This is a genomic window from Geobacillus sp. BMUD, assembly GCF_013096845.1.
Classification (GTDB): domain Bacteria; phylum Bacillota; class Bacilli; order Bacillales; family Anoxybacillaceae; genus Geobacillus; species Geobacillus vulcani.
The window spans coordinates 134,551-147,094 of sequence record NZ_SDLA01000007.1; the positions used below are offsets into that span (position 1 = coordinate 134,551).

Annotated in this window: 9 protein-coding genes and 1 riboswitch; of the genes, 6 read left to right on the top strand and 3 right to left on the bottom strand. The window is 55.4% G+C overall.

Going from position 1 to position 12,544, the window contains the following annotated elements; genetic code table 11:
• Positions 1–16: 16 nt before the first annotated feature.
• Both metH and ETC05_RS10290 read right to left on the bottom strand, forming a co-directional pair.
• Positions 17–3,427 carry a methionine synthase gene (gene metH / locus ETC05_RS10285; protein ID WP_171660938.1) on the bottom strand — a complete coding sequence of 1,137 codons (3,411 nt, stop codon included), beginning with the start codon at positions 3,425–3,427 and terminating at the stop codon, positions 17–19.
• Positions 3,420–5,270 carry a bifunctional homocysteine S-methyltransferase/methylenetetrahydrofolate reductase gene (locus tag ETC05_RS10290; protein WP_171660939.1) on the bottom strand — a complete coding sequence of 617 codons (1,851 nt, stop codon included), beginning with the start codon at positions 5,268–5,270 and terminating at the stop codon, positions 3,420–3,422. Before ETC05_RS10290 ends, metH begins: the two co-directional genes overlap by 8 nt.
• A 71-nt stretch (positions 5,271–5,341) precedes the next feature.
• A riboswitch (SAM riboswitch) is annotated at positions 5,342–5,444 on the bottom strand.
• Between the two features lie 185 nt (positions 5,445–5,629).
• On the opposite strand from ETC05_RS10290, the gene ETC05_RS10295 reads away from it, so the two are divergent.
• The 5 genes from ETC05_RS10295 (at position 5,630) to ETC05_RS10315 (ending at position 9,834) form a co-directional block, all read left to right on the top strand.
• The gene (locus ETC05_RS10295) at positions 5,630–5,947 is read left to right on the top strand and encodes a hypothetical protein (RefSeq protein WP_031405235.1); all 318 of its coding nucleotides are present in this window, start codon (positions 5,630–5,632) and stop codon (positions 5,945–5,947) included.
• A 145-nt stretch (positions 5,948–6,092) separates the two neighbouring features.
• The gene (locus tag ETC05_RS10300; RefSeq protein ID WP_171660940.1) at positions 6,093–7,184 is read left to right on the top strand and encodes an ABC transporter ATP-binding protein; all 1,092 of its coding nucleotides are present in this window, start codon (positions 6,093–6,095) and stop codon (positions 7,182–7,184) included.
• Positions 7,154–7,960, top strand: coding sequence for an ABC transporter permease (locus tag ETC05_RS10305; protein WP_031405231.1), 807 nt, complete (start codon positions 7,154–7,156; stop codon positions 7,958–7,960). The genes ETC05_RS10300 and ETC05_RS10305 overlap by 31 nt, the downstream gene beginning before the upstream one ends.
• Entirely contained in the window at positions 7,957–8,760 is an 804-nt protein-coding gene (locus ETC05_RS10310; protein ID WP_171660941.1) for an ABC transporter permease, read from the top strand. The genes ETC05_RS10305 and ETC05_RS10310 overlap by 4 nt, the downstream gene beginning before the upstream one ends.
• On the top strand, positions 8,761–9,834 hold the full coding sequence (locus tag ETC05_RS10315; protein WP_171660942.1) for an ABC transporter substrate-binding protein: 1,074 nt from the start codon (positions 8,761–8,763) through the stop codon (positions 9,832–9,834).
• A gap of 131 nt (positions 9,835–9,965) precedes the next feature.
• Here the strand turns inward: ETC05_RS10315 and ETC05_RS10320 are convergent, their stop codons facing one another.
• Positions 9,966–10,520: a helix-turn-helix domain-containing protein gene (locus ETC05_RS10320; protein WP_171660943.1), complete on the bottom strand. Its 555-nt coding sequence runs from the start codon at positions 10,518–10,520 to the stop codon at positions 9,966–9,968.
• A gap of 381 nt (positions 10,521–10,901) precedes the next feature.
• Here ETC05_RS10320 and ETC05_RS10325 point away from each other — a divergent pair, with 381 nt between their 5' ends.
• Complete coding sequence (locus tag ETC05_RS10325) at positions 10,902–12,404, top strand: L-lactate permease (RefSeq protein WP_171660944.1); 1,503 nt, start codon at positions 10,902–10,904, stop codon at positions 12,402–12,404.
• Positions 12,405–12,544 lie beyond the last annotated feature (140 nt).

Consider the following 12,544-nt stretch of genomic DNA (forward strand, 5'->3'; position numbering starts at 1 on the left):
AGCCAGCTCGTTTTCTTTACAGCACATTGAAATAGCGCGCTTCCGGATGGGCGACGACGATCGCCGAGACGGAGGCTTCCGGCTCCATCATGTAGCCGTCGGTCAAGCGGATGCCGACATCTTCCGGATGAAGGAGGCGGAACAGCTTTTCTTGGTCTTCCAAGTTCGGGCAGGCCGGGTAGCCGAACGAGTAGCGCTGGCCTTGGTATTTGGCGGCGAAGCGCTCTTCCATCGTGAAGTCCGGGTCGTCTGGGAAGCCCCAGCGGTCGCGCATAATTTGATGGATGCGTTCGGCGAACCCTTCGGCGATCTCGAGCGCCAACGCCTGAATGGCATGGCTTTTCAAAAATTCGCCTTCGTCTTTCCACTGTTGGGCGAGTTCGCGGATGCCGTGCCCAGCGGTGACGGCGAAAAAGCCGACATAGTCCATTTCCCCGCTCTCTTTCGATTTCAAGTAATCGGCGAGGCAAAGGTGCGGCGCCCGCGGCTGGCGCGGGAAGTCAAACGTCTCAAGCACGGTTTGCCGGTCGGTCGGGTCGTAAATGTACACGCGGTTGCCGTCGCTTTGCGCCGGGAAAAAGCGGTAGACGCCGGCCGGCTGAATCCAGCCGTGTGTTTTGGCGGCGGCGATCAGTTCATCGACGACCGCTTTTAAGGCGAGCGCTTTTTCGTCTTTTTCTTCCAACAGCCGCTTCACTTTTCCTTTCAAGCCGAGATGATGGCCGAGCACCATTTGCCAGTTGACGTACGGCAACACGTGGTCAAGCGGCACATTCCGCAGCACGTGGCGGTCGAGATCGGCCGGCACGTAGACCGGGACGTCGGTCGAAACGTTGGATTTGGCGGCCGCGGCGACAGCCGCCGTTCGCGCCGGTTCGTGTCCAACTGTTTCTTTTTTTTGATAGTCGATCTCGCCTTGCTGGATTTGGTTGGCAAGGGCGAGCCCATCCATGGCGTCCTTCGCGTACAAGACGATGCCGTCGTATTCGGGCGCGATTTTGTTTTCCGTAAACTTGCGCGTCAAGGCGGCGCCGCCGACTAAAATCGGGGTCGAAACACCGGCTTGCCGCAAGTCTTGCGCGGTGACGACCATTTGTTGCGCCGATTTGACGAGCAGGCCCGACAGGCCGATGATGTCCGGTTTATGCTCGCGCACCGCTTCGATGAGCTGCTGGGGGGCGACTTTGATGCCAAGGTCGATCACTTCATAGCCGTTGTTGCTTAAAATAATGTCGACCAAGTTTTTGCCGATGTCATGCACATCGCCCTTCACCGTCGCCAGGATTACTTTTCCTTTCGTGCTTCCTTCTTTCTTTTCCATATATGGTTCTAAAAAGGCGACGGCCGCTTTCATTACTTCTGCGCTTTGCAATACTTCAGCGACGATGAGCTGGTTGTTGTTGAACAGCCGCCCGACTTCGTCCATGCCGGCCATGAGCGGGCCGTTGATGATCGCCAGTGGATCGGAGTACGTTTCCAGCGCCTGTTCCAAATCGGGAATGAGCCCGTCTTTCGATCCTTCAATGACGTAGCGGGCGAGCCGCTCTTCCAAGCTCAAGTTCGTCTGCACCGGCTTGGCGGCGGTGATTTTGCTTCGGTAAAATTCGATAAAGGCGTTTAACGTTTCGTCGCTGGTGGCAAAAAGAAGCGCCTCGGCCATCCGCACTTCTTCTTCCGGAATCGAAGCGAACCGCTCGAGCTTCTCGGTGTTGACGATGGCGTAATCGAGCCCGGCTTGCGTGCAATGATACAAAAAGACCGAGTTCAGCACTTCGCGCCCGGCCGGCGGCAAGCCGAACGAGACGTTGCTGATGCCGAGCATCGTTAAACAATGAGGAAGCCGCTCTTTAATGAGGCGGATCCCTTCGATCGTTTCTTTCGCCGCGCCGATGTATTGCTCATCGCCGGTGCCGACCGGGAAGACGAGCGGATCGAAAATGATGTCGCGCTCAGGCACGCCGTAGCGGTTCACGAGCAAGTCATACGAACGCAAGGCGATCTCGAGCTTCCGTTCAGCGGTGACCGCCATCCCTTGTTCATCGATCGTCCCGACCACAACGGCGGCGCCGTAGCGGTGCAGCAGCGGCACGACGTTGGCAAAGCGCTCTTCGCCGTCTTCAAGGTTGATCGAGTTAATGATCGCCTTCCCTTGTGAATACGTGAGGGCGCGCTCGATGACGCGCTCGTCGGTCGAGTCAATGACGAGCGGCACTTTTACTTTTTTGACGACTTCGCGGACGAACTGTTCCATGTCGTAAAGCTCATCACGGTCCGGATCGGCGAGGCAAATGTCGATGACATGGGCGCCGTTTTTCACTTGGGCGCGGGCGATTTCCGCGGCTTCTTCGTATTTGCCTTCGGCGATGAGGCGCTTAAATTTGCGCGAGCCAATGACGTTCGTCCGCTCGCCGACAAAAAGCGGGCGCATCGTTTCATCGTAGATGAGCGCTTCAATGCCGGAGACGGCGTGGACGTCGAATGAAGACGGGATCGCCCGCGGCGGAATGTGGCGCACCGCTTCGGCGATGGCCCGGATATGGTCCGGCGTCGTGCCGCAGCACCCGCCGACGATGTTGATCCATCCTTTTTCGGCAAAGCGGCGGATTTTTTCCGCGAGCATCTCCGGTGTTTCATGGTAATGCCCTTCTTCGTCCGGCAGGCCGGCGTTCGGGTAACAGCTGACCGCCGTGTCGGCAAGCGAGGCGAGCGTGCGCAAATGATCGGTCATAAACTCCGGGCCGGTCGCGCAGTTTAAGCCGACGGCGATCGGCTTCATGTGGCGGATCGAGATGAAAAACGAATCGATCGCCTGCCCGGCAAGCGTCGTGCCCATCGGTTCGATCGTGCCGGAAATCATGAGCGGCACGCGGCGGCCGACCGCTTCAAACGCTTTGGAAATGCCGATGAATCCCGCTTTGACATTCAAGGTATCTTGGCACGTTTCCAAAAGGAGAAGGTCGACGCCGCCCAAAAGCAGTCCGCGCGCCTGTTCTTCATAGGCGGCAACGAGTTCGTCAAACGTCGCTCCGCCCGTGACCGACAAAGTTTTCGTCGTCGGCCCCATCGAACCGGCGACAAAGCGCGGCCAGTCGGGCGTCGCGAACGCCTCGGCCGCTTGCTTGGCGAGCTTCGCTGCTTCGATGTTCAGCTCGAGCGCCAAATGGCCAAGCCCGTATTCATCAAGGACGATGCGCGTCGCCCCGAACGTGTTCGTTTCAATGATGTCCGCGCCGGCTTCCAAGTACGCTTCATGAATGCGGCGGATGACGTGCGGAGCGGTGATGGTCAAGTATTCGTTGCACCCTTCATACGCCTCGCCGCCAAAGTCGGCGGCTGATAAGTTGGCGCTTTGGATCATGGTGCCCATGGCGCCGTCGATGACAAGAATTTTTCGCTGCAGCTGTTGTTCGAAGATGAGGTCAGCCATGAACAACCTTCCTTTCTTTCGCGGCCGCTTCTTTTTCGTGAATGTAGCGGACGAGCTCCACGGTCATGTCGTAGCGCAAAAACGGTGTAATTAAATAAATGCCGTGAAACAAGTCGAACGCCGCATCAATGAGCGCTTTGGCGATGGCGATTCCTTCGCGCGCCGCCCGCACCGGGTCGTCGCCGCAGGCGGCCATGCGGGCGCGAATGTCGTCGGACAGCGTAATGCCCGGCACCTCATGATGCAAAAACTCGGCGTTGCGCGCGCTCACAAGCGGCATAATGCCGATGTAAATCGGCGCATCCAAATGTTTCGTCGCTTCGTGCACGGCCACGATTTTCTCTTCCGAATAAATCGGTTGGGTCAAGAAATAGTGGGCGCCGCATTGAATTTTTTTCTCCATCCGTTCGACGGCCTTATCTAAGTGACGGACGTTCGGATTGAACGCCGCGCCGATCGAGAAGTTCGTTTTTTGCCCGAGCGGTTTGCCCGAATACGACAATCCTTCGTTAAACTGGCGGATCAAGCGGATTAAATCAAACGACGATAAATCGTACACCGATGTCGCTCCCGGAAAGTCGCCGATTTTTGACGGGTCGCCGGTAATGGCGAGCACGTCGGTGATGCCGAGCGTATGCAGGCCCATCAAGTGCGACTGTAGGCCGATCAAGTTGCGGTCGCGGCACGTAATATGCACGAGCGGGCGAACGCCGAGCCGCTCTTTGATGATGGCCGCGACGGCAGCGTTGCTGATGCGCGGCGTGGCGAGCGAGTTGTCGGCCAGCGTCAGCGCATCGATGCCGGCGTCATGGAGCGCTTTCGCCCCGGCGAGAAATTTGTCAATGCCCAGTTTTTTCGGGGGATCGAGCTCGACGATCACCGAGCGGCGGGCGCGGACAAGTTCGGGAAGCGGCGTCGCTGCCGATGGTGCGTCGGATTGGACCGACACCGGCACGGCGCGCCGTTTGACGGTTTTTTCCGTTACCGGCGTCCGGTCTTGCAGCGCCCGCGCCATCGCTTCAATATGGTTCGGCGTCGTGCCGCAGCATCCGCCGAGCAGCCGCACCCCTTGGTCGCGAAACGCTTTCGCCGTTTCCTCGAAGTATTCGGCATTCGTCTCATAGACGAGCCGGCCGTCGCGATAGTCGGGGAGGCTCGCGTTCGGGTACGCCGATAAAAAGGCGCGCGTTGGCAGCGGCACTTCCTCGAGCGATTGAAGCATATAGTACGGCCCGAGCCGGCAGTTGAGCCCGACGACATCGGCGCCAAGCGCTTCTAAGCGGGCCAGGGCGTCAGCGAGCGGCGTGCCGTCTTGCAAGACGCCCACTTCATGGAGCGACACATGGGCGATGACCGGCAAATCGGTCTCTTTGCGGGCGATGGCGAGCACCGTCTCCAACTCTTCTAAATCGTAATACGTCTCGAGCAGCACGCCATCGACCCCCTCGGCGAGCAAGACAAACAGCTGCTCGCGGAACGTCCGCTTCACTTCATCAAGCGGCACGGCGCTTTTGTTTAACGTGCGCAGTCCGCCAATGGTCCCGAGCACATACGCCCGACCGTTGGCGGCTTGTTTGGCGAGCCGCACCGCCGCCCGGTTGATGGCCGGCACCTCATCTTGCAAGCCGTAGCGGGCGAGTTTCACATAGTTGGCGCCGTATGTATTCGTCTGAATGACGTCGGCGCCTGCCGCGATATAGGCTTCGTGAATATGGACGATGTCTTCCGGTTTCGATAGATTCAATTCTTCAAAACAACGGTCAACGCCATGCGAATAGAGAAGCGTCCCCATCGCCCCATCGGCGATCAGCACGCGTTGTTTCAGCTCATCAAGCAATCCCACGTTCCATTTCCCCCGTTTCTCCGCAAGTAAAAGAAAAAAGCCTTCTAAGAAGAAGACTTTCCGTTCGCTTCTTCTTATCTTCCAGGCTGCTGCCTGTCTGGATTTAGCACCTTGGCCGCCCGCCAGGTTGCTGAGGGTTCACCGGGCCAGTCCCTCCCCCTCTCTTGATAAGAATGTTCGTATGCAATTATTAGGCCTTGTTTTGATTATTACTATATAATTTAATGCATTTTCTGAAATTGTTCAATACAGTAAATGAAGAAAATTTGAAAAAATGCAAGGAAGCAAGAAGGGAGCGGCATAGAGAGGGAGAAAAAGATAGGAAAAGGAACGCTCATAATGATATGGGGGGACAAGACATGCCTGAGCGTCTGCCAATGGAAGAAGAAGTGATGGAGCTACTGATCGGCGGTTTTTCTGTTGTTATGTTGATCGCCATGGTGACGGTTGTTTTTCTTTGGCGGAAATATCGGGCGCGGCGTTCGGCGTTTTTATGGATAACCGCCCATTTTCTGCTGCACGCTGTCGCTGCCTATTTGGCATGGAGGATCACGGGATTTGATCTTACCGACGTGCAGGCTTCGGAAGAAATTTCGCTGCTGCTCGGCCAGGCGGGAGTGGCGTGGGGGACAGGGACGATTTGTTTGTTGATTGGAATGGTGAAGCTTTCAAGGTAAGGAAGGGCTGTCGCTCGATTGGCGGCGGCTTTTGTTCCTTTTGGCGACTTTCGGTTCATGGTTGTCATGATTTTTTATTGCCTTTTTTACGCTGAGTATGCTTTCATTAGAAATGACGGAAATAGGTGGAGTAGGGGGGGCGAAGGTGAGCGGACAAGCAATCATCCGCTTTGACCATGTGACGAAGGAATACGATGGGACAGCGGTATTGGACGATGTGAGTTTTGAGATGGAGCGAGGCAAATTTTATACGCTGCTAGGTCCGTCCGGATGTGGAAAGACGACGATTTTGCGGCTGATCGCCGGGTTTATTGAACCGACGCAAGGGACGATTTATTTTCACGGGAAGCCGATGAATCACGTTCCGCCCAACAAGCGGCAAGTCAATACGGTGTTTCAAGATTACGCCTTGTTTCCGCATTTGGATGTGTTTGAAAACGTCGCTTTTGGTTTGCGGGTGAAAAAAATGAAAGAAGCGGACGTTCGCCAAAAGGTGAAGGAAGCGCTCCGTTTTGTCAACTTGGAAGGGTATGAACGCCGCCGCATTCAGGAAATGTCCGGCGGCCAGCGGCAGCGCGTCGCGATTGCCCGGGCGATCGTGAACGAGCCAGAAGTGCTGCTTCTTGATGAACCGCTCTCGGCGCTGGATTTGAAGCTGCGCACGGAAATGCAGTACGAGCTTCGCGAATTGCAGCGCCGGCTGGGGATCACGTTTATTTTCGTCACGCATGATCAAGAAGAAGCGCTGGCGATGTCCGACTATATTTTTGTTCTCCATAAAGGGAAAATTCAGCAATTTGGGACGCCGAAAGAGATTTACGATGAGCCGGTCAATCGGTTTGTTGCTGATTTCATCGGCGAATCGAACATTTTGTCGGGGCGCATGATCGCAGACTTTCTCGTCGAATTTGCGGGCCGGCGTTTTGCATGTGTTGACCGCGGCTTTGCGCCCAACGAACCGGTTGATGTTGTCATTCGCCCGGAAGATTTGGAGCTCGCCGCACCGGAAGACAGCCAAATCGTCATTCGCGTCGATTCGCTGCTGTTCCGCGGCGTTCATTATGAAATTTGCGGCTATGATGAAAACGGCAATGAATGGCTCGTTCATTCAACGAAAAAAGCGGAAGTCGGGGAAACGATCGGGCTTCGCTTTGAACCGGAAGCGATTCATGTCATGCGAGCCGAGCGCAGGAAAGGGGACGAAGGATGGAACGGGCATGGCGAAACTGGTATTTGATCCCCTATGCGGCATGGCTGGTGTTGTTTGTCATTGCGCCGCTCGTCTTTCTCGTATATGAGTCGTTTTTGGATATCGATGGACAGTGGACGCTGGCCAATTATGAAAAGGTGCTGACGCCCATTTATTTGAAAATGATGGCGTATTCGTTTTGGTACGCGCTGCTGATTACGCTCGCCTCCTTGCTGATCGGCTATCCGACCGCGTATTGGCTGACGAAAACGCGGCATAAGCAGCTATGGCTGCTGTTGCTCATTTTGCCAATGTGGGTGAATTTGTTGCTGAAGGTGTATGCGTTTTTAGGGCTGTTCGGCACATATGGATTGGCCAACGCTTTTTTGCAGGCGATCGGCCTCGGGGCGCGGCAGCTGTTGTTCACCGATTTCAGCTTTGTGTTCGTCTCCGTGTACATTTTTATTCCGTTTATGGTGCTGCCGATTTTTAATGCGCTGGAAGAATTGCCGCCGTCACTCATTGATGCCGCCCGCGATTTGGGCGCGTCCGGGTGGACGACGTTCCGCCGCGTCGTGTTCCCGCTCACCCTCAGTGGGGTGAAGGCCGGCTGCCAGGCGGTGTTTATCCCGGCGTTGTCGCTGTTTATGATTACGCGCCTCATTGCGGGCAACCGCGTCATTACGCTTGGCACGGCCATTGAGCAGCATTTTCTTGTCACCCAAGATTGGGGGATGGGGGCGACGATTGCGGTTGTGCTCATGATCGCGATGGCGGTCATTGTCTTTTTGACAGGAAGCGGAAGGAAAGAGGGAAGTCGATGAAACGCACACATCGGTGGGGGCGCGTCTATTTGCTTGTCGTGTTTGCCATCATGTACACGCCGATTGGGTACTTGATGTATTATTCGTTCAACAGCGGCGGGACGATGCACGATTTTCAATCCTTCACGTTGAAATGGTATGGCGAGGTGCTATCGGATGACCGTTTGTTGATCATTGTGCTCAATACGCTGGTCATCGCGTTATTGTCGGCGGCGGTGGCCACGATTTTGGGCGTCATCGGGGCATTGGCCATTTACTATGTCAAGCGGCAGCGGATGAAAAATACGTTGCTTGCTCTCAACAACGTGCTGATCGTCAGCCCGGACGTCATCATCGGCGCTTCGTTTTTATTGTTGTTTACGCTGGCCGGCATCAAGCTCGGGTTTGTGTCCGTGCTGTTGTCCCATATCGCCTTTAGCGTGCCGATTGTCGTGCTGATGGTGCTGCCCAAGCTTGAGGAGATGAGCCCGACATGGATCGATGCGGCGCGCGATTTGGGGGCAGGATCGCGGCAAGTGCTGTCGCGGGTGATCCTCCCGTTTTTGACGCCGAGCATCTGGGCCGGGTTTTTTATGGCGCTCACGTATTCGCTCGATGATTTTGCCGTGACGTTTTTTGTGACAGGAAATGGGTTCTCGACGTTGTCGGTCGAAATTTATTCGCGGGCGCGCCAAGGCATTTCCTTATCGATCAACGCGCTGTCAACGCTGTTGTTTTTGTTTACGATGCTGCTGGTCGTCGGCTATTACGTGCTCAGTCAAAAAGGCGGCCGCATGTACGGAATAGGGGGGCGAAAGTAGATGAAACGTCTCGTTCAAGGGTTTGCCGCTATATTCATCGCCGCGTTCGCCCTTATGTTCATGACCTATCGGCTCAACGAAGCGGAAGGGTACGGAGGCGGCAAGACGGTCAGCGTGTACAATTGGGGCGATTACATCGACCCGGCGCTGATCCGGAAGTTTGAAAAAGAAACCGGCTGGAAAGTCGTTTACCAAACGTTCGATTCAAACGAGGCGATGATGGCGAAAATCGCTCAAGGCGGCGCGACGTTTGATGTCGCCGTTCCGTCCGATTACGCCATCAGCAAGATGATCGAGGAAAACTTGCTTTTGCCCCTCGACCATAGCAAACTGCCGAACGTAAAATACATCGACCCGCGATTTCTCGATTTGTCGTTTGACCCGCGTAACCGCTATTCGGTGCCGTACTTTTGGGGAACGGTCGGCATCGTCTACAACCGCGGGATGCTGGGCGGCAAAACGATCACCAGCTGGAACGACTTATGGGACCCGGATTTGCGCAATCAAATTTTGCTTGTTGACGGGGCGCGCGAAGTGATGGGGATGGCGTTAAACAGCCTTGGCTATTCGCTCAACGATACAAACAAGCAGCATCTGCAAGAGGCGAAACGAAAGCTCGACCGGCTTATGCCGAATGTGAAGGCCATTGTCGGCGATGAAATCAAACTGCTTCTTGCCAACGAAGAGGCGGCGGTCGGTGTCGTCTGGTCGGGCGATGCGGCGGAAATCATTTCCGAAAACGAAGCGTTGGACTATGTCGTGCCCAAGGAAGGATCCAATTTATGGTTTGACAACATGGTCATTCCGAAAACAGCGAAAAACATCGAAGGCGCGCACGCGTTTATTAATTTTATGCTTGACCCGAAACACGCGGCGCAAAACGCCGAATATGTCGGCTACTCGACGCCGAATCGGGCGGCGCTTCGCTATTTGCCAAAAGACATTGCCAATGACCGGCGCTTTTACCCGGATTTGGATTCGGCAGGGCGCTTGGAAGTGTACGAAAACTTAGGGAAACGTATGCTCGCCTACTATAATGAGTTGTTTTTGCAGTTTAAGATGCAGCAAAAATAAACCATTGCCGGATGAGCGAGGGCGTGTCTGAAAAAACTTGACACGCCCCCGCTTTTTGCTGGGGAGGCTAGCGTTGTCGTGTGACGAAAAAAATCAAAAACAGCAGCACCTTGAACGCCCATCATTCCGCATCATGTTTTCGAAGCAGGCGAGTGAATAATCAAATAATAGCGACACTCTTCTTGGCCTGTGTTGATAAATTGATGTTCGCAAGCAGCGTCGTAATAGAGAGAGTCTCCTTCTCGCAAGTCATAGTGCCGATCCCCCAACACGACGCGCAATGTTCCGTTGACGACGGCAATATATTCTTTCGTGCCTTTCGGGTGGGGCGGAAACACTCCCGATTGTTTGCCGGGCGGAATGAAGTTCAAAACGAATTCGATCGGTTGCCCCGGAAAGACAGGGGAAAGAAGATGGCGCTCAAAGCCGCTCTGCTCATCGCGGTACACGTACCGTTCCTCTTTTTTGATCATGATGATTTCCTTCGGTTCGTGTTCGCCAAGCAGTTCGGATAGTGTCACTTCCAATCCAGCGGCGATTTGGCAGGCGACTTGGATGGTCGGATTTTTTTCGCCGCGCTCGATTTGCGACAGCATCGATCGGCTGACGCCGCACCGCTCTGATAACGCCTGCAGCGATAGACCTTTCTGTTTGCGGGCTGTTCGGACATTTTGGCCAAAATCCATCATCCTTTGCCTCCTTCTAAGCAGCATTGTAATGTCAGTGAAAAAGGCAGCGTATCCTAACGAGTGATCCATTAGAACAGCTTGGACCAATCCACTCTCTTTCTTAAATGAAGCAACGCTGATGTTTCAGCAGCTTTCGCGAAAGTTGGTGAAAAACGGAGTTCTTCGCTAGTTGATGTAAGACCTCACGAAAGAAGAGACTGATTTCGTCAGCGTTCTCGATGTGAGAAATACTGTTGGAGAGCAGAGGTGATCAGTAAATCACCCGTTCTTTAGTTGTATCGTACACCATAGTGGAAATTTTGTCTTGACATATTCTTTGGTGGAAAAATATGATGGTTATATACACTATAGTGAACGGTTTGGGGGAGAGGAAAAACGATGGGGGGAATCATTCATTCACTGTTGGCTGTATTGCCGCTCGCTTGGGCATGTGTAGCCATCGGGTGGCGGAAAATGCCGGCGATGCATGCGGCGCTGCGCTGTTATGCGCTGGCGGCCGTGCTCGCTGTTTTTCCGTTTCATGCTTCCGCAGGAGAGGTGATGCACGGAACGATCCGCGGCGTGCTGTTGGCGCTGATTGTCGTCTATGTGCTCATATTTGGCTTGCTGTTACACAATGTGTTGGAAGCGGGCGGGGCGGTCCGTGCTCTTTCTGCTTGGCTTTCCGGCTTTGGGCGGGCCCCGGCTGAGCAGGCGCTCTTGTTGTCGGCGGCGATTGGCCCATTTTTAGAGGCAGTGAGCGGGTTTGGACTGGCGGTCGTGATTGTCGCTCCGTTGTATGCGGCGCTTGGGTTTCCGGCCCGCAAGGCGATGGTGTTGGCGCTGTTGACCCAATCCGCCGTCCCGTGGGGGGCGCTGGCGATCGGCACGGTGATCAATGCCGAACTGTCAGGTGTTTCGCTTCGGGAGCTTGGCGAATATAGCGCATGGCTTCATGTTCCGCTTGCCTTGTTTTACGTTGGTGCGGTTGTTGCGGTGAGCGAAGGGCGGCGTTCCGTGAGAAAGCACTTCGATGATATGCTGATCGTGTCAGCGAGTCTAGCGTTCATGACATGGGCCGCTAGCGCATACGTGTCCGTCGAGTTGGCCGGCGCGGCGGCTGGGGGCTTCGCTGCGGTGTTGCTCGTTGGCTATTGGCAGCTGAAAGCGCGCGTCCGCGGCCATGTGAGGGAAGCGGGAGAAGAAGCGGTCCGTCCGTCGCTTGGCAAAGCATTATGGCCGTATGCGATATTGATTGGCTATATTTTCATCACTCATTTTTTCGATGGGGTTCAACGTATGGCCACGACGTTCGGCGTTTTGCACTGGCCCCTATATGGTGTTCGCCTTGAATTGTTATACAGCCCCGGGTTTGCGTTATGGCTGGCGGCGCTGAGCGCGTGCTGGCTTTATCGCCTGAGCGCGGCGGAAGTGCTGGCTTGCGTGAAGAAAACGGTCAAACAAGTGACCCCAGCCGCGGTGGCGACAACGGGGTTTATCGCGATGTCAGCGGTGATGGACGGAGCGGGAATGACCGGCGCATTGGCCGAACAAGCCGCTGCCTGGACCGGTTCGGCGTTTTTGGCCGTGTCGCCGCTCGTTGGGGCGCTCGGCGGCTGGATGAGCGGAAGCAACAGCGCGGCGAACGCCATGTTTTCCCCGTTTCAGCGGGCGATGGCCGACCAATTGCATGAACCAGCCATCTGGTACGCCGCCGCACAAAACGTCGCCGCTTCGAATATGACGATGGCGTCCCCGGCGCGAATCGCGCTCGTTGCCTCAACACTCGGCCGCCCCGGTGGGGAAGGAGAGGCGATGCGCCTTGTCGGTCCGATCGCGGGCGCGGCGTTGGTCATCATTGTTCTTGGCGTACTGATCGGGCGGGCGGCCGTTGGCATGTAGGGGTCGTCTGCCGGCTCAGTGGCCGATATCATGCGACCGTTGTTTGCCCAATTCCAGGACGATCCATCCTCGCAATAAAGGAAACGTGCCGTCTAGCTTTTCTTTCAAACTTTCGGTGGAAATCCCGCGCCGGCGAGTGG

Bases quoted from the DNA above. Each gene is read 5' to 3' on its own strand.
- ETC05_RS10320 (WP_171660943.1), bottom strand. From the start codon at position 10,520: ATGGATTTTGGCCAAAATGTCCGAACAGCCCGCAAACAGAAAGGTCTA.
- metH (WP_171660938.1), bottom strand. From the start codon at position 3,427: ATGGCTGACCTCATCTTCGAACAACAGCTGCAGCGAAAAATTCTTGTC.
- ETC05_RS10305 (WP_031405231.1), top strand. From the start codon at position 7,154: ATGGAACGGGCATGGCGAAACTGGTATTTGATCCCCTATGCGGCATGG.
- ETC05_RS10315 (WP_171660942.1), top strand. From the start codon at position 8,761: ATGAAACGTCTCGTTCAAGGGTTTGCCGCTATATTCATCGCCGCGTTC.
- ETC05_RS10310 (WP_171660941.1), top strand. From the start codon at position 7,957: ATGAAACGCACACATCGGTGGGGGCGCGTCTATTTGCTTGTCGTGTTT.
- ETC05_RS10295 (WP_031405235.1), top strand. From the start codon at position 5,630: ATGCCTGAGCGTCTGCCAATGGAAGAAGAAGTGATGGAGCTACTGATC.
- ETC05_RS10325 (WP_171660944.1), top strand. From the start codon at position 10,902: ATGGGGGGAATCATTCATTCACTGTTGGCTGTATTGCCGCTCGCTTGG.